This window comes from Acidimicrobiales bacterium, assembly GCA_035316325.1.
GTDB lineage: Bacteria > Actinomycetota > Acidimicrobiia > Acidimicrobiales > VFJN01 > DASXTK01.
In genome coordinates this window covers 32,054-48,245 of record DATHJB010000036.1, presented here as the reverse complement: position 1 = coordinate 48,245, position 16,192 = coordinate 32,054, and the positions used below count along the sequence as shown (strand labels likewise).

Genomic DNA, 16,192 nt, shown 5'->3' with positions numbered 1-16,192 from the left:
TGTCGTCTGCTGTCGGGGGGAGGCGCCCATGCACACGCAGGTCACGGACGACCAGGTCGCGCGGTACCGGGAGGACGGCTTCCTGGTGATCGACAAGCTGCTCGACGACCACGAGCTCGACGAGTGGCGCGCGGCGTTCGACGAGGCCGTGGTGGAGCGGGCCGACCTGCGGGTCCCCCACCGCCGCGACCGACCCGAGCTGCTGGCGAAGCTCGAGCCGGAGCAGCGGGCCGGCTACGAGTACTACAACCGGGTGTTCACGCAGCGGCTCTTCCTCTGGAAGTCCAGCGACCGGATGCGGCAGCTGGTGTTCGACGTCGAGCTGGCCCGGCTGGGCGCCGAACTGGAGGGCGTCGACGCCGTGCGCATCTGGCAGGACCAGGCGCTGGTGAAGGAGCCGTGGGGGCATCCGACGGCGTTCCACATCGACGGGCCGATCTTCGCCTTCGACAGCTCGCACTGCGTCTCGTTCTGGGTGGCGCTCGACGACGCCACGCCGAACAACGGCTGCCTCGCCTACCTGCCGGGCACCCACAAGGAGCAGAGCATGCGCAACGCCCACATCGGCAGCGACCTGGGCGGGCTGTTCGAGGCGAACCCGTCGTGGGCGGGTGTCGACCCCGTCTTCTGCCCGCTGCCGGCCGGCGGCGCCGTGGCCCACAACGGGTTCATCGCCCACGGCGCCGGGGCCAACATGACCCACGGGCGCCGCCGGGCGATGTCGATCGTGTACATGGCCGACGGGACGACGCTCGACCGGTCGGATGCCACGAGCTGGCCCGGGGCGTGGACCTGGACCCGGGAGGAGCAGGCCGCCTACCAGCCGGGCGACCGGCTCGACCACGACGACCAGTTCCCCCTCGTGTGGTCCCGGTCCGGGGCCGCGTCGTGAGCTCCCCGGCGCCCGTCCCGATCCTGTTCGACACCGACCTGGGGACCGACTGCGACGACGCGATCGCCCTGGCGTTCCTGGCGCGCGACCCGCGGTGCCGGCTGCTGGGCGTCACCACCGTCAACGGCAACGTCCGGCGGCGGGCCGCCCTGGCCCAGGGGCTGCTCGACCTGATGGGGCGGGGCGACGTGCCCGTCGGCCTGGGGGCCGCCGATCCGCTGGGCGAGGCGTCGTCGACGATGCCCGTCGGCATCGTCGCCCGGGAGCCGCTGGGCAAGGTGGCCGACGACGCCCCCTCCGCCGAGGACGTGATGGTGGAGGTGCTGCGGGGTGCCACCGACCCGGTGCACGTCTGCGGGGTCGGCGCCTTCACCAACGTGGCCACCGTGCTGACCGCCCACCCGGAGCTGCACGAGGCGGTGGCGGCCGTGCACCTGATGGGCGGCTGCCTGGGGCCCTACGGCCTGATCCCCGGCGGGCCCCTCCTGCCGGCGATCCCGGACTTCAACCTCAACGGCGACCCGCTGGCCGCCGCGGTGTGCCTGGGACTGCCGCTGCCGTTGCGGCTGGTGCCGCAGGACGTCACCAACGTGTTGGTGCTCGGTGAGGACGACCGGGCGGCGATCGCGGCGGCCGGCGACCTCGGCGCCGCGCTCGACGAGCAGATGGAGGGCTGGGTGTCGTTCCTGCGCAGCCGCTCGGACGACCCCGACGTCGCCCACGTCCGCCTCCACGACCCGCTCGCGGTGGTCGGCGTCGTCGCCCCGGACGTCGAGACGCGGGCGACGCTGGGCCTCTCCGTCCACGGCATGCCCGGGAACGCCCTGCTGGCGAAGTCGTCGACCGGCCGCCCCACGTCGGTCGTCCGTGCCGCCGACGCCGCCGCCGTCGCCTACGAGCTGGTCACGACCATCGCCGGTCAGCCGCAGCCGACGGCGTAGATCTGCACGTAGCCGTCGTAGCTCTCCACCTCGGTGAACACGAAGGTGCCGTCGCGGGTGGAGGGGGTGCCGGCGACGCCGCGGGCGTCGAGGTCCCACACGAGGCGGTCGCGGTCGGGGTCGAGGTCGCACGGCCCGGTCTCGACGTCGATCTCGGAGAGGTCCCGGAGGTCGGTGCGCGCCATGAGGCTCACCGCCGGCGCCGACCACCAGCCGTCGCCGTACCAGCGGAGGTCCTGGTGCTCACGGATGTAGGTCGCCGCGTCCTCGTCGGCTTCGAGCCACGGTTGCTCGCCGTCGACCAGGTCGCGGGTGTTGTCGTCGACCCGCGCCCAGCCGTAGGGCACGGCCGCGACGACCACCGCCGCCAACCCGAGCGCGGCGACGATGCCTACCGCGCGCTGCCGGGCGCGCACGGTCTCCACCAGCCCCGGGACCATGAACAGGTAGAGGACGTGGAGGGCGAACAGGCCGGGCAGCATCCGCCGCACCCAGAGCTTGCTCTCGGGCAGGAAGCACAGCCACCAGGCGATGTAGAGGCCCGCCAGGCCGGCCAGCATCACGAGCACGGCCAGGTGCGGGTCGCTCAAGGTGGGGCCCAGTCCGTCGGCGCGCCACCGGGCGACGACGAGGAGGCCGACCCAGGCGAGCGGCAGGAACAGGACCACGGCAAGCAGCGGCGCCGGGAAGTCGACCTGGCGGGACAGCTCCTGGAGGTGGTCACCGAAGGTGCTGAACAGGCTGCCGCCGGTGTCCTCGAGGCCGGACTGGTCGGCGGCGGCGCTGCGCTCGACGTTCCACCAGGCGCGGTACTCGCCCAGCGACCCGAGGCTCACGAGCTTGTGGAGCTCACGGACCGCCGGCACCAGCGCGACCCCGGCCGTCGCCAGCACCACCTGCACCCGGGTCCGCCGCGTCGGCACGGTGAGGAGCACGGCGGCGACCCCGACCGCCAGCGCCGCGGCGGCACCGACCGCGAACGTCTTGGTGGCCAGCGCGGCGCCGAACGCCACCGACGCCCCGAGCACCCACAGGGGCGCCCGCTCGATCGAGCGCAGGGCCGCGGCGATCGCCAGCACGGCGAGGAACAGGAAGAACGTGGTGGGCACCTCGCCCAGGCCGCCCAGGGCGTACACCCCGATCGACGGCACGCCCAGCAATACCACCACCGGCCCCGCCGCCCGGAGCCACCGTGGTCGGGCGCGGAGGAGCAGCGCCACGGTCACCGCGAAGCCGGCGACGAACAGGAGGTTGGCGGCCTGGTAGCCGAGCTGGTCGTGGCCCAGGAGGGCGATCCCCATTGCCGCCGCGTAGATGTACGGCCCGTTGGTCTGCACCTCGTGGGGGAACTCCTCGACGTCCCCGTAGTTGCGGGTGTAGCCGTCGCCGTCGGCCAGGCGGGCCGCGACCTGGAGGTTCATGGCGCCGTCGAAGTTGACGGGTGCCTGGAGCGCCCGCCAGCCGAACAGCAGCAGCGGCACGAGCACGGCGACCGCCAGGACCACCGCTCCCGTCCTCCGGGAGGGGGTCGACGTGCCCTCGCCCGGCTCGCGCAGGTCGACGATGACGTCGACGTCGTCCGCGGCCGTTGCCCTCATCGCCCCTGCCCTCATCGCCCCTGCCCTCATCGTGCCTGCCCGCCCGCGCCCGGTCACACCGCCCGGGGCAGCACCTCCGCGGACGAGCGGGCGATCGGGACCTCGGCCTCGGGGTCGGAGCGACGCTTGGTGGCGTACTCGTCGACGTAGTCCTGGCCCGACAGCGCCCGGATCTCGTACATCAGCTCGTCGGTGATCTGGCGCAGCGCCAGCCGGTGGTCGCCGTGCCCCTGGTAGTGGTCGACCCGGATCGGCCGGCCGATGCGGACGGCGGCGGGGGCGAAGAGCCGGGGGAACCTGGCCTCCGGCGGCATGATCCGCCGGGTGCCCACGAGGCCGACGGGCACCAGCGGTGCCCCGGTGCGCAGCGCCAGCCGGGCGGGGCCGGTGTGGCCCTTGTGGAGGCGGCCGTCACGGCTGCGGGTGCCCTCGGGGTAGATGCCGAACAGCTCGCCCTGGTCGAGCAGCCCGGCGGCCATGTCGAGCGCCCGCTCGCCGCCCCTCCCGCCCGACCGGTCGATCGGGATCATGCCGAGCGCCGGGAACAGGGTGCGGGTCTTCCAGTTGTCGAGGTACTCGGCCTTGCCGACGAACGTGATCCGCCGCGGCAGCGCCGACGGGAGGATGAACGAGTCGAGCACCGAGGTGTGGTTGGGGCAGAGGATGGCGGGCCCGTCGTCGGGCAGGTGGTCGAGCCCCTCGGTCCTGATGCGCCACGCGAACCGGGCCGTCGGCGCCACCACGAGGCGCGCGGCGGGGTACAACCACCCGAACTCCCGCCGTTCCTCCTGGTCTGCCACTCCCCGATTCTGCCTCACTCTCCGCGCTCCCGCGGCGGGGCCGCCCCACGAGCCAGCAGCAGGTCCACGATCGCCCGGTCACCGCGTGCCGTGGCGGCGAGCATCGGTGAGAACGTCCCGTCGGCGGCGAGGTTCGGATCGGCCCCGGCATCGAGGAGCACCACGGCGATCTCGAGGTGCCCTCCCCAGGCGGCACCCACCAGCGGTGGCACGTTGTCGACCGTGTCGCCCCGCGGTGCCGGCAGCGACGTCGGGACGCTCGTCGGCACCTGTCCCTGGGCGAGCAGGACGTAGGCCGCCGACACCTCGCCGCCGTGGTCGGGGCCGGCGCCCCGGTCGAGCAGCAGCGACACCAGCTCCGTCTGACCGCTCCAGGCGGCGTAGAGGAGCGGGCTCGGTCCCTCGGGCCCGCCGTCGGGATCGACGCCCCGGTCGAGCAGCAGCTCCGCCACCGCCGTCCGCCCCGGGTCGGCAACGGGCGGCTCGAACGTCATCAGGAGCCCGGCCTGTCCCCGCACCGCCGCGTCCAGGGCGTCGGGGCCCGGCCGGGCCCCTGAGGCGAGGAGCAGGCGAACGGTCGACTGGCGGCCCGCCGCGGCCGCGCACGACAGTGGGGTCCTGCCACCGACGTCGAGGTTCGGATCGGCGCCGTCGTCCAGCTGAGCGGCAAGGGCCTCCCGGTCGCCCGCCGCGGCAGCCGCGATCATCTCCTGGGACGACTCCCGGCAGCGATCGCCCAGGTCGATGCCGAGGTCGAGGCGGCTGACGGTGACGATGCAGGCGCCGAGCAGCACGCCGAGCCCGGCGACGACGACGGCCCCGATCCGCGACCGGCGATGGCCCCTCTCCCCCACGTCCCGACCCTATGCCGGGCCGACCCGCTACCGGCGTCGGCTAGAGCGTCACGCCGAGGAGGGCCGCGGACGCCGCTGCGCCCTTGCCGGCAGCGACGACCTCGTCGATCGCGGCGACCGCAGCGGGGGTGTCGAGGTCGTCGTCGAGGGCCGCGCGCACCTCGTCGAGCGCACCGTCGCCGTCGCCGGCGGCCTCCCAGCGGCGCAGGCGCTCGAAGGCCTCGGCCATCAGGTCCTCACGCCACTCCCAGCTGTGCCGGTAGTGGTGCTGCAGGATCGCCAGGCGGATCGCCCGGGGGTCCCACTCCTTGCGCAGCTCCGACACGAACACCAGGTTGCCCAGCGACTTCGACATCTTCTCGCCGTCCATCCGCACCATCGCCTGGTGCATCCAGTGGCGCACGAACGGCTCCCCCGTCGCCGCCTCCGACTGGGCGGCCTCGCACTCGTGGTGCGGGAAGATCAGGTCGGTCCCGCCGCCGTGCAGGTCGATGGTGGTGCCCAGCTCCCGCAGCGCCAGCGCCGAGCACTCGATGTGCCAGCCGGGACGTCCCGGTCCCCACAGCGACTCCCAGGCCGGCTCGTCCTCGGCCGACGGCTGCCAGAGCACGAAGTCGAGCGGGTCGTCCTTGTCGGGGTCGTCGGGGTTGCCGCCCCGCTCGGCCGCCAGCACCACCATCTCCTCCCGGGAGAGGTGGCTCAGGTTCCCGAACCGCTCGCACTTGGACACGTCGAAGTAGACGGCGCCTCCGGACGTGTAGGCGAAGCCCCGGTCGAGCACCATGCCGATGAAGCCCCGGATGTCGGCGATCGCCGAGGTCGCCCGCGGCTCGCTCCACGACGGCAGCACGTCGAGCGCCCGCATGTCGTCGTCGAAGCGGGCGGTCTCCGCCGCGGCCAGGTCGAGGTAGTGGACGCCCAGCTGCCGCGCCTTGCGGAGCATGTCGTCGTCGACGTCGGTCACGTTGCGGACGCAGCGGGTCTCGTGGCCGATGTCGCGCAGCCGCCGCTGCAGCACGTCGTAGGTCAGGTAGACGGCGGCGTGCCCCAGGTGGGTGGCGTCGTACGGCGTGATGCCGCACGTGTACATGGTGACGACCGGCCCGGGCTCGAACGGGACCACCTCGCGGCGGGCGGTGTCGTACAGCCGCATGGCGGCCACTACTTGGCGGACTTGGCGGGAGGGGCCTTGGGCGCGGCGGCCGCCTCGGAAGCGGCCGGGGCCGGAGCCGGCACGACCCGCTTCTGCTCCGGCACGCCCGTGAACTTCACCGCCACACGGGTCTTGTAGTGCATGTTCAGCTGCAGCAGCACGGCGGTGAACGACTCGATCGGCGTCGCCATGGCCAGCTCGCCGGCGTCGAGGGGTCGCATGTTGGGGATCTTGGCGACGATCTCGCTGGTGATCTCCCCGGCGCGGGGGTGGTCGGAGCAGATCAGCACGTCGCTCTCGATCGGCTCGTTGAGGTCGCCCAGCTCCTTTGCCGGCACGTGGTGCAGGGCCGCGGCCACCATGCAGTCAGGCACGGCGGCCTGCACGCTCGCCGCCACCGACCCGCGGGGCGGGACCAGCGGCTGGAACTCCTTGCCGATGCGGGTGAGGGCGTTGGCCATCGAGATGACGACCTTGCCCCGCAGCTTGTCGCCGACCGAGTGCGCGGTCTGCGTGGCGCCGTCCCACGGCGTGGCCAGCACCACGAGGTCGGCGGCCGCCGCACCCGAGTTGTCGCCCGCCGAGATCGACAGCTTCCGGTCGCTCCAGCGGTCCAGCAGCGTGTCGACGGCCTCCATGGCCCGGTACTTCGACCGGGAGCCGACGACCACATCGAAGCCCACGGACGCCAGCCGAGCCGCGAGAGCACTGCCGGCCGGGCCCGTTCCACCCAGGATCCCAATGCGCACGGGCGACACCGTAGGGGCGCGCCCGTTCCGATACCAACCTGCTACTCGCCGTGGCCGCGACCTGGGCCTGTACCCGGCCCGTCACCGGGGACAGGCCGGGTTGACGGTCGGGAACGGGTTGGCGGCCGAGCCGCCGCCGGGGTGGATCTCGAAGTGCAGGTGCGGCGCGGTGCCGGCGGCGTTGCCGCTGTTGCCGACGTAGCCGATCACCGCGCCCTGGGGGACCCAGCCGACGCCGACGCTCTCGTACCCCGACAGGTGGGCGCCGTAGTACGTGTTGCCGTCGTCGCCGTAGAGGAACCAGGCGCTGCCGCCGAGGCTGACGGAGCGGTGCTCCACCCGACCGCTGACGGGAGCGACGGTCGGCGTCCCGTAGGCCGCCATCATGTCGGTCCCCTTGTGGCCCCGGCCGCCGGAGCGGGCGTAGCCCCAGCTGTCGACGAAGTTGAGGCCGCCGCCCTGCACCGGACAGAGGAACGGCGGGGGCGGCGGGGGGCGGCGGCGGAGGGGGAGGCGGCGGGGGCGGCGGCGGAGGAGGAGGTGGCGGCGGCGGAGGGGGTGCCGTCGTGGTCGTGGTGGGAGGAGCCGTGGTGGTGGTCGTGGGCGGCACCGTCGTGCCCGGCCTGGACGCCGACGCCGCCGCGATCGCGGCCGCCATCCCGGCCTTCGACGTCAGGAGGAAGAACGGCGACTGGGCCGCTTCGTCGGTCGACGAGACCTGTTTGGACCGCAGCTCGCGTTCCACCGCCCCGGGCGGAACCGTGGCCCCTGAGCTCGTTCCGATGATGTTGATCGCCCCAGCGAGAACCGCCGCCATGGCGAGTGGAATCAGCTTCACTCGGCGCATGGGGGCGAGACCTTATCTCGCTTTGATGACGAGTATTACAAATCCGTGTCGTTGACCACGCGGCTCCGGCGTCTGCGAACGCGCCGCTGCGGGTAGCTGTGGAAGTCGGCCTCAGGCGAGCTGCGAGCCCTCGACGAGCTCGATCAGACGGGGCCGCGAGCGGGTGATCTCGTCGGCCAGCAGCTTCTCCACGATGGGGCCCCCGAGCGCCCCGCCGTAGTGCAGCTGCATGCGCAAAAGGCTTGAGGGATGGGCGTTTTCGGGGTCGAGCGGGACGACGTCGGCCTGCAGCGCCCAGTCCGAGTGGTGGCGCCCGTCGTGCTCCACACGCTCGAAGCGGACGCTCAGCGGGGGCTGGTGGGTCACCCGCACCATGCGCAGCCGCTTCGACCGGGCGAACGGCCCCATCTGGCCCCGGAGGTCGACCGACCAGGCCGGCCCCCGATCGTCCGGGTGGGGCTCGGCCGGCACCGCGGTCGGCACGATGTCGAGCCAGTCCGGGTAGCGGACCAGGTCACCGACCCAGGTGAACAGTTCCTCCACCCCGCAGGGCGCCACGAGCTCGGCGGTCACATCCACGCAGCGATCGTCGCGCGCCCTCGGTGACCACCCCCAAACCGGGGGCTACCCGAGGGCGTCGGGTTGGACGGCGAGGAGGACGCCGTCCCTCACGCTCACGGTCGCTACCTGGGCCTCCAGCTCGTTGCTGACGCCGCGGCTGGTGCCGGGCAGGAGGTCCTCGTCGACGAGGGGGTAGAGCAGGCCGGTGGTGGTGATGCCCCGGGCGGGACCGCCGACGGGGAGCAGGCTGAGCAGGTCGCCGGGCTGTCCGTGGAGCTCCTGCTCGCCTCGGACGACGGTCAGGCGGGCCGCACCGAAGCGGGCCTCCATCGCAACGTGGCCGTAACGTTCGTGCGCCAGTTGCAACACACCGGCCACGACGTGGTCGAAGCGGCCGCCGGCGCCGCCGATCACCACCACCCGCTCGGGCGCCCGGGCGATGGCCCGGTCGAGGGCGAGCTCCAGGTCGGTCTGGTCCTTGGCGACAGGGTGGCGCTCGACCGTTATGCCGGCGGCCTCGGCGGCGACGAGGGCGTCCGGGTTCACCGAGTCGAGGTCGCCGACCACCAGGTCGACCCGCAGGCCCAGGCTCGGTGCGTAGTCGAGCCCGGAGTCGGCCGCGATCACGTAGGCATCGCCCGGCAGCCCGTCGGCGGCGTGGGGCGACGGCGGGTCGCCACCAGCGACCACGACCACGAGTTGGGAGGAGGAAGGAGCATCCGACGTGCCGACAGTGTGACAGCGAAGGCGTAGCCCTTCACCGCTCGGGGCCAGTCCGAGTGGTTGGTGGTGAATCGCCTACGCAACGGAGCAGACCGGCGTAGCCTGGGCCGCGGCGGCCCCGTCACCTCGATGCGGCGGGGCCGAGAGGGGGGCTCATGGACGGATTCTCGAAGCCCGCGCTGGTGGCTGCTGCGGTGGTGCTGGCTCTCGCGGCCACGGGCTGTTGGCCGGCGCCCGGTCAGGGGCCCGACCGCAGCGCCTACAACCCGTTCGAGACCGTGATCACGCCCGCCACGGTGCGGTCGCTGGCCCCGGTGTGGACCGCCACCATGGACGTCGACGGCGGTCGGGTCGGCCCGCCCGTGGTGTCCAACGCCGACGTCCACGTCAGCGACAGCACGATGATCCACACGTTCGACGCCGCCACCGGTGCGGAGCGGTGGCACTACCCGGAGACCCCGGTGGTCGCGGGGGCCGTCGGCGACCCGTTCGTCGACGGCGATCGCGTCCTGTTCACCGATGGCATCACGGTCGGGTTCGGGGGTGCGTGGGTGTCCGACACCGCGTGGTTGGACGCCCGCACCGGCGTCTTCCAGGAGGACGTGCCCAGCAACCGGGTGACCGGGCGGCGCGGCTCCTGGCTGGCCTCCTACTCGCGGGGCGGCAGTCCGGCATCCGGTATCTCCTTGTTCTCGCTCCAGGTGCAGGACCTGGCCGACCCGACGTTCGGGTGGAACCGCATCGTGCACTTCGGCTCGGCCCCGGCCCCCGCCCGTCCGGCCACGCTGGGCCGCGAGCGCCTGTACTACGCGGGCACTGCCACGACGTCCTACGTCCCCTTGGTCGACGTCGTCGGCGTCCGGGCCTTCCCGTTGACGCCGCCGGCGCCCTGCGCGCTACCGCCGGAGGGCATCGTCCTCAGCCCGATTCCCTGCCCGCTGTGGGCCACGCCGACCGCGGGCATGCCGGTCACCTCGCCGGTCCTCGCACCGGACGAGTCGGTCCTCTACGTGGGCACGGACGACGGCACGCTCCTGGCGCTCGACGCCGCCGACGGCCACGTGCTGTGGAGCGCGGCGCTGGGCGCGGCGCCGTCGGCCGACCCGGCGTTGGCCGAGGGCTGGGTCTACGTGGCGCTCGAAGACGGCGACCTCGTGGCGCTGCCGGCAGGTGGCTGCGGGGCCGCCGCGTGCGACGTGGCGTGGCGGGCCGACGTGGGCGCTCCGGGCGTGCAGCCGGCGGTGGCCGGCGGCCTGGTGTTCGTCGGCACGGATGCCGGGCGGGTGGTGGCGCTGCGCGCCGCCGGGTGCGGGAGGCCGACCTGCCACCCGCTGTGGCACCGGAACTTCGGCGCTCCCATCACCGGCGCGCCGGCAGTGAGCAACGGGCGGCTCTACGTCGGCGTGTCGCCGAACCAGGTGGTGGCGCTCGCCCCGTCATGACCTGACCTGCTCGCCGCACCGCCCTCCCGGCCCGACCGACCCTCTGGCCGGCGGAGCCGGCGGAGCCAACCAGAGGCGGACGCCATGGCTATGCCATCGGCGGGAGTGCCGGGTCGAAGTGGAGGGCGACCGAGGGCTCGTTGCCGACGATCATGTCGTCGGGCCAGGTGGCCGTCGCCCGGTGGGTCACGCCGTCGAGGACGAGCGTCACCTCGTAGGTGAAGGGGCCGGCATCGGCCAGCGCCGCCGCGGCCTGCCCGTCCTCCATCCCACCGGACCAGTAGACGGTGCCCTCGGTGCTCAGCTGGTCGGGGTTCCCGGGGGCGGCGAAGCTGACCTCCCCGCCGTCGGGGGCCCGCACCGTGATCGTCGCCGTGGCCTGCGCCGGGGTCTCGGCCAGCTGGCGGACCTCGAGCTCGACGCCGTAGCTGTCGACCCGGCCGTCGTTGTCGGCCAGCACCGCCAGCCGGGCGGTGGGCTCGGGCAGCGGGCCGTCGGCGGTCGTGGTCCAGCGGAAGGCGTAGACGACGTCGCCACCCTCACCCCGACCGAACAGCGACACGTCGTAGGCACCGGCAGGGCCGGCCGGGGGCAGCCGGAACGTCCCGTCGCCCGTCGGTTCCAGGGGCACTTCGAAGTAGCGGGGACGCTCCTGGCCGACGGCGGTCAGGGTGGCGGTGAGCTCCCAGTCCGGGAGGGCGAAGGCGACCTCGAGCTCGTCGTCCGCGCCGAGGTCCTCGGGCGGGTCGGGCGGCACGCCGTCGGCGCACATGGTGGTCCAGCAGTACGTGAAGGGTCGCAGCTCGACGGTCCGGGTGGCCGACGTCACGACGACGTTCGGCGGTGCGTCGCCCTCTGGCAGCGGTGCGGTGGGCCGAGGCTGGGCGGGACCAGGGCCGGGGCCGGGGCCGGGGCCGGGGCCGGGGCCGGGGCCGGGGCCGGGGCCGGGGCCGGCGACTGTGTCGTCACCCGAGCCGTCGTCCGTCAGCTGGATCGCGGTGACCGCGGCCCCGGCGACGAGGACGACGACCGCTGCCGCCAGCAGCACCCGCTGCCGACGGCGGCCCCGCTCGACCCGCGCCTGCCCCGCCCGGTGGTCGCCCTCGGGGTCGACCACGGCCAGGCGGGAGGCTCGGCGCAGCTCGTGACGCAGGCGCTCATCCAGGGACATCGGTCTCGACCTCCTCGCCGAGCAGCTCGGCCAACCGGTTGCGGGCCCGGTGGAGGTGGACGCTCGCCGTCGCCGGCTTGCAGCCCAGCGCCTCGGCGACCTCGCCCACCGGGCGATCCTCGAAGTAGTGCAGGACGATCGCGGCCCGTTGCGAAGGGCTGAGCCGGCGCAGCGCCCGGAGCACGTCGAGCGTGGCGGCGCCGACGTCGACCTCGGGGCCTGCCGACGTCAGGTCGTCGGGCAGTACGCCGACGTCAGGCCGGCGCTGCTTCACCCGCACCGCCTTGCGGATCGCCACCCGGCGCAGCCAGGCACCCGGCCGGTCGTAGTGGCGCACCTTGCGCCAGTGCCGGTGGAGCTCGGCGAAGGCCTCCTGGGCCACCTCGCGGGCCGTCTCCCGGTCGCCCGTGACCAGGAAGGCGCTGCGCACGATGGCGTCGTGCTCCGCCCGGAACACCGTGTCGTAGTCCGCGTCGACCATCCAACCCCTACACAGTCCGCCGGGCCCGCCGAGCTTTACAGCGATGACAAGTAGACATTGTCTACATCCGCCGGTAGACACCGTCTACATGGAACTCTCCGACGCCACCCGGAACCTGGCCGGGATCCTCCTCCTCAGCATCGTGACCATCCAGTTCGGCGGCGTGTTCATGCTCCGCGTCGTGCAGGGCAAGGAACCGGCCACCGACCTGCAGAAGTCGTTCTTCCGTGCCGGCCACGCCCATGCCGGCGTGCTGGTGATCCTCGCGCTGGTCATCCAGCTCTACGTCGAGGCCACCGACATGTCCGACGGCTTCACCTGGCTGGCCCGCTCCGGCGTGCCGATCGCGGCGCTGCTGATCCCCGGCGGCTTCTTCTTCTCGGTGCTGTCCCGTGGCGCCGAGCGGCCGAACCGCTTCGTCTGGTTGCTCTACGCCGGGGCCGTGCTGCTGGCCGTCGGGGTCGTGACCACCGGCGTCGGCCTCCTCACCGCCTGATGGCCTCGACGACGACGCCCCGGGAGCGACTCCTGGAGGCCGCCCGGCAGGTCGTGGCCCGGGACGGGGTCGGCGGGCTGACGCTGCGGGCCATCGCCCGGGAGGCCGGCGTGTCGCACGGGGCGCCGCTGCGCCACTTCCCCACCCTGGCCTCGCTGCTCGCCGCCGTGAGCGCCGGGGGGTTCGAGCAGCTCATCGCTTCGGTGGCCGACGCCATCGACGGCGAGGACGACCCCCGCCGCCGCATCGCCGCCGCCGGCCACGGCTACGTGCGCTTCGCCCTGGCCCAGCCCGGCGTCTACGCGGTGATGTTCCGCCCGGACCTGTCCGACACCAGCGACCCCGCCTACCAGGCCGCGGGGTTGGCGTCGTTCGAGCAGCTGGCCGGCCTCGTCGCCGATGCCCAGGCCGACGGCTGGCACCCCGATGTCCCCCGGGACCAGGTCGCCGCCGTCCTCTGGGCCAACGTCCACGGCCTCGCCGACCTCTGGCTCCACGGCGCCCTCCAATCCGTCCTCACCCCCGACGCCCTCACCCCCCTCCTCGACCTCTCCACCACCTTCCCCACCGGCACCGACCCGTGACCTGAGGCAAGCTGACGGGATGGGTCGTGCCGCCGCCGAGACCGCGCTCCGGGCCATCGCGCCGTGGGACGACGTCGAGACCACCCATCGGGCCGACGCCTTGGCGTGGATCCGCGGTCGTGCGGGCGTGCCGATCGACGCCGACCCCACCGAGTTCAGCGACGCCCGGTGGTGGGACCTCGCCGCCCTGGCGACCGCCGATCCCTCCGGCCTCGACCCTCACCTACCCAGGTTCGTCGCCAAGCTCACTTCCCAGTTGGTGGAGCCGTGATCGAGATCGAGGGGTTGACGCACATCCATCTGTTCGTCGCCGACCTCGAGCGGTCGTTGAGGTTCTACCGGGAGGTCTTCGGGTTCGAGGAGCTGTTCCGGGACGGGCCGACGATGGTCTTCCTCCGGCCGCCGAACAGCTCCGACACCGTCACGCTCAACGAGGTCCCCGAGAAGGCTGGTCGGGCGGGCGGGGTCGACCACTTCGGCTTCCGGCTGGTCGACAAGTCACAGCTCGACGCCGCCGTCGCCGAGGTCGAGCAGGCGGGAGGACGGCTGGTCGAGCGGGGCGAGCACGCCCCGGAGAGCCCGTTCGCCTACGTCGCCGACCCCGACGGGTACGTGATCGAGCTGTAGACGACCGCAACGGTTGCCCCGTGCCGCGTCGAGCCCGGCCCGAGTCGTCTGTGGTCGCCGTCGCACGCTCGAGTCGTTTGAGATCGGAGACCGATCAGAAACGACTCGAGCTCGTCCGAGCGACCACAGGAGACTCAGGCCGAAGGGTGGATCACCCGGGTGGCGAAGTCGGCGAGGGTGTCGCCCACGGCGGCCGCGTCGTAGGACAGCGGCGGGATGACCAGGCGGCTGATGCCCAGCTCGGCGTAGTGCTCGACCGCGGCGAGGGGGTCGGAGCCGAGGACGGCCAGTCCCACGGCGGTCACCTCGACGGCGTCCGGGTCGCGCCCCGCCTCCTCGGCCGCTGCGCGCATCGTCCCGATGAGCGACGACAGGTCCTCGTCCCGCGCCCGGCCCGGGAAGAAGCCGTTGCCCAGCCGACCCGCCCGTCGAGCCGCCGCCGCGCTGTGGCCACCCACGATGATCGGCACCGACCCGTCGACCGGCTGCGGCTGCACGTACACGTCGTCGAACGACGTGAACTCGCCCTTGAAGCTCGCCGGCTGGTCGCCCCACGCGGCCCGCAGCGCGCCGATGTGGTCGTCGAGGCGGCGCCCCCGGTCCTCGAACGGGATGCCCAGGGCGTCGAACTCCTCCTCCAGCCAGCCGGCGCCCACCCCCAGCAGCAGCCGCCCGCCCGACAGCAGGTCGAGCGTCCCGCACTCCTTGGCCAGCACCAGCGGGTTGCGCTGGGGGACGATGAGGATGCCCGTGGCCAGCTTCAGCGTCGACGTCGCCGCGGCCAGGTACGACAGCCAGATGAGCGGATCGGGGATCGGGCTCTCCTCCGGCCCCGGCATCCGGCCCGACGGGTCGTACGGGTAGGTCGACTCGTACCCCTTGGGCACCACGACGTGCTCGACCGTCCACACGGACTCGAACCCGGCGGCCTCGGCGGCGGCACCGAGCGCCCGGGCGCTGTCGGCCACCGTCCCGTACGGACCGGTGTTGGCGAAGAACACGCCGAACTTCATCGTCATCTCAGCAGGTCCTTCGCGATGTGGGTGATCTGGATCTCGTCGGTGCCGGCGTAGATCTGCAGCACCTTGGCGTCGCGGGCCAGCTGCTCCACCTGGAACTCGCTCATGTAGCCGTTGCCGCCGAACAGCTGCACCGCCTCCATCGCCACCTCGGTGGCGGCCCGGGCCGAGTAGAGCTTCATGGCCGACGCCTCGGCCAGCGTCAGGTCCTTGCCCGCCGCGCTCACCTCGATGAAGCGGAACACCAGGTTCTCGACGTTGAGCCGGGCGACCGCCATGCGGGCCAGCTTGTCCTGGATGAGCTGGAACTCGCCGATGGGCTGGCCGAACTGCACCCGGTTCTTGGCGTAGTCGACCGACAGCTCCAGGCACTGCGAGATGATCCCGAGCGCCATGGCCGCGACGCCGGAGCGCTCCATGTTGAAGGTGGCCTTGGCGGCGGTGCGGCCGCCGGCGGGCACGTCCTCGGTCTCGCCGATGAGGCGGTCGCGCCCGACCCGCACGTCGGTGAGGAACAGCTCGCCGGTGGGCGACGAGTGGAGCCCCATCTTCTTGAGGGGCTTCGACTGCTCCAGCCCGGGCGTCCCCTGGTCGAGGACGAAGCTGAGCATCTTGCGCTCGGCCGGCGGGTTGCCCTCGTCGAACTTGCAGATGAAGACGATCGTGTCGGCGTAGGGGCCGTTGGTGATGAAGGTCTTGGAGCCGTTGAGGACGTACTCGTCGCCGTCACGCCGGGCGGTCGACTTCATCGACCCGAAGGCGTCCGACCCCGACCCCGGCTCGGTGATCGCCCAGGCGCCGATCTTCTCCATCGTCAGCAGCGGCAGCGCCCAGCGCTGCTTCTGGGCGGGGGTGCCGCGGCTCAGGATCGCCGCCGACGTCAGCCCCATCGACACGCCCATGGCGGTCACCATCCCGGGGCTCCAGCGGCACAGCTCGATGATGGGGATCATCTGGAAGGCGATGGCGTTGGCGTCGCGCCCGCCGCCGGTCAGCGCCTCACCGGGCGACTCGCCGGACGACTCGTCGCTCGACTCGCTCGACTCCCGGGCCATCGTCCGCTCGAAGCGGTCGCGGGCCATGGCGTCCATCCCGAAGGTGGTGAAGAGCTTGCGCAGGATGTCGTAGGGCGGGAGGTCGCCGTGCTCGAGCTCACGGTGGTGCGGGACGACCTCCTTGGCGATGAAGTCGCGCACCGCGGCACGCACCATCTGCTGCTCCTCGGACCACTCGAACATCGCAGGCTCCCGTCGG

General features: G+C 73.1%; 20 protein-coding genes. 8 read left to right on the top strand and 12 right to left on the bottom strand.

Features of this window, described 5'->3' with window-relative positions:
• Positions 1–28 precede the first annotated feature (28 nt).
• Complete coding sequence (locus VK611_05275; GenBank protein HMG40716.1) at positions 29–892, top strand: phytanoyl-CoA dioxygenase family protein; 864 nt, start codon at positions 29–31, stop codon at positions 890–892.
• Positions 889–1,833, top strand: a complete 945-nt coding sequence (locus VK611_05270) for a nucleoside hydrolase (protein HMG40715.1) — start codon at positions 889–891, stop codon at positions 1,831–1,833. The genes VK611_05275 and VK611_05270 overlap by 4 nt, the downstream gene beginning before the upstream one ends.
• On the opposite strand, the gene VK611_05265 is transcribed toward VK611_05270, so the two are convergent.
• The 6 genes from VK611_05265 to VK611_05240 form a co-directional block, all read right to left on the bottom strand.
• Positions 1,812–3,431 (bottom strand): hypothetical protein, encoded by a 1,620-nt coding sequence (locus VK611_05265; protein ID HMG40714.1) that lies wholly within the window; start codon positions 3,429–3,431, stop codon positions 1,812–1,814. The two genes, VK611_05270 and VK611_05265, sit on opposite strands and share 22 nt — an antisense overlap.
• A 53-nt stretch (positions 3,432–3,484) precedes the next feature.
• The gene (locus VK611_05260; protein ID HMG40713.1) at positions 3,485–4,231 is read right to left on the bottom strand and encodes a lysophospholipid acyltransferase family protein; all 747 of its coding nucleotides are present in this window, start codon (positions 4,229–4,231) and stop codon (positions 3,485–3,487) included.
• Positions 4,232–4,245: 14 nt separating this feature from the next.
• Complete coding sequence (locus tag VK611_05255; protein HMG40712.1) at positions 4,246–5,085, bottom strand: hypothetical protein; 840 nt, start codon at positions 5,083–5,085, stop codon at positions 4,246–4,248.
• Between the two features lie 40 nt (positions 5,086–5,125).
• Positions 5,126–6,238, bottom strand: coding sequence for a cysteine--tRNA ligase (gene cysS / locus VK611_05250; GenBank protein HMG40711.1), 1,113 nt, complete (start codon positions 6,236–6,238; stop codon positions 5,126–5,128).
• Positions 6,239–6,246: 8 nt separating this feature from the next.
• Entirely contained in the window at positions 6,247–6,987 is a 741-nt protein-coding gene (gene npdG / locus VK611_05245) for an NADPH-dependent F420 reductase (protein HMG40710.1), read from the bottom strand.
• 81 nt (positions 6,988–7,068) lie between these two features.
• Positions 7,069–7,452: a M23 family metallopeptidase gene (locus VK611_05240; protein ID HMG40709.1), complete on the bottom strand. Its 384-nt coding sequence runs from the start codon at positions 7,450–7,452 to the stop codon at positions 7,069–7,071.
• A 101-nt stretch (positions 7,453–7,553) separates the two neighbouring features.
• Here VK611_05240 and VK611_05235 point away from each other — a divergent pair, with 101 nt between their 5' ends.
• Complete coding sequence (locus VK611_05235) at positions 7,554–7,889, top strand: hypothetical protein (protein HMG40708.1); 336 nt, start codon at positions 7,554–7,556, stop codon at positions 7,887–7,889.
• Positions 7,890–7,945: 56 nt separating this feature from the next.
• Here the strand turns inward: VK611_05235 and VK611_05230 are convergent, their stop codons facing one another.
• Positions 7,946–8,413: an SRPBCC family protein gene (locus VK611_05230; protein HMG40707.1), complete on the bottom strand. Its 468-nt coding sequence runs from the start codon at positions 8,411–8,413 to the stop codon at positions 7,946–7,948.
• Between the two features lie 45 nt (positions 8,414–8,458).
• The gene (locus tag VK611_05225) at positions 8,459–9,091 is read right to left on the bottom strand and encodes a thiamine diphosphokinase (GenBank protein ID HMG40706.1); all 633 of its coding nucleotides are present in this window, start codon (positions 9,089–9,091) and stop codon (positions 8,459–8,461) included.
• A gap of 182 nt (positions 9,092–9,273) precedes the next feature.
• Here VK611_05225 and VK611_05220 point away from each other — a divergent pair, with 182 nt between their 5' ends.
• Entirely contained in the window at positions 9,274–10,560 is a 1,287-nt protein-coding gene (locus tag VK611_05220) for a PQQ-binding-like beta-propeller repeat protein (GenBank protein HMG40705.1), read from the top strand.
• Between the two features lie 88 nt (positions 10,561–10,648).
• Here VK611_05220 and VK611_05215 read toward each other — a convergent pair whose 3' ends face one another.
• Together VK611_05215 and VK611_05210 are read right to left on the bottom strand one after the other, a co-directional pair.
• Positions 10,649–11,731, bottom strand: coding sequence for a hypothetical protein (locus tag VK611_05215; GenBank protein ID HMG40704.1), 1,083 nt, complete (start codon positions 11,729–11,731; stop codon positions 10,649–10,651).
• Entirely contained in the window at positions 11,718–12,212 is a 495-nt protein-coding gene (locus VK611_05210) for a sigma-70 family RNA polymerase sigma factor (GenBank protein ID HMG40703.1), read from the bottom strand. Before VK611_05210 ends, VK611_05215 begins: the two co-directional genes overlap by 14 nt.
• Before the next feature lie 88 nt (positions 12,213–12,300).
• Between VK611_05210 and VK611_05205 the strand changes: the two genes are divergently transcribed.
• From VK611_05205 to VK611_05190, 4 genes are read left to right on the top strand one after another with little or no spacing between them, the layout of a single operon-like run.
• Entirely contained in the window at positions 12,301–12,708 is a 408-nt protein-coding gene (locus VK611_05205; protein ID HMG40702.1) for a hypothetical protein, read from the top strand.
• On the top strand, positions 12,708–13,292 hold the full coding sequence (locus VK611_05200; protein ID HMG40701.1) for a TetR/AcrR family transcriptional regulator: 585 nt from the start codon (positions 12,708–12,710) through the stop codon (positions 13,290–13,292). Before VK611_05205 ends, VK611_05200 begins: the two co-directional genes overlap by 1 nt.
• A gap of 19 nt (positions 13,293–13,311) precedes the next feature.
• Positions 13,312–13,563 carry a hypothetical protein gene (locus VK611_05195; GenBank protein ID HMG40700.1) on the top strand — a complete coding sequence of 84 codons (252 nt, stop codon included), beginning with the start codon at positions 13,312–13,314 and terminating at the stop codon, positions 13,561–13,563.
• Positions 13,560–13,919, top strand: a complete 360-nt coding sequence (locus VK611_05190; protein ID HMG40699.1) for a VOC family protein — start codon at positions 13,560–13,562, stop codon at positions 13,917–13,919. Before VK611_05195 ends, VK611_05190 begins: the two co-directional genes overlap by 4 nt.
• Positions 13,920–14,053: 134 nt before the next feature.
• Here VK611_05190 and VK611_05185 read toward each other — a convergent pair whose 3' ends face one another.
• Together VK611_05185 and VK611_05180 are read right to left on the bottom strand one after the other, a co-directional pair.
• Positions 14,054–14,938 carry a TIGR03619 family F420-dependent LLM class oxidoreductase gene (locus VK611_05185; protein ID HMG40698.1) on the bottom strand — a complete coding sequence of 295 codons (885 nt, stop codon included), beginning with the start codon at positions 14,936–14,938 and terminating at the stop codon, positions 14,054–14,056.
• A complete protein-coding gene (locus tag VK611_05180) occupies positions 14,935–16,176 on the bottom strand; it encodes an acyl-CoA dehydrogenase family protein (protein HMG40697.1) in 1,242 nt (413 codons plus the stop codon). Before VK611_05180 ends, VK611_05185 begins: the two co-directional genes overlap by 4 nt.
• Positions 16,177–16,192: the final 16 nt, after the last annotated feature.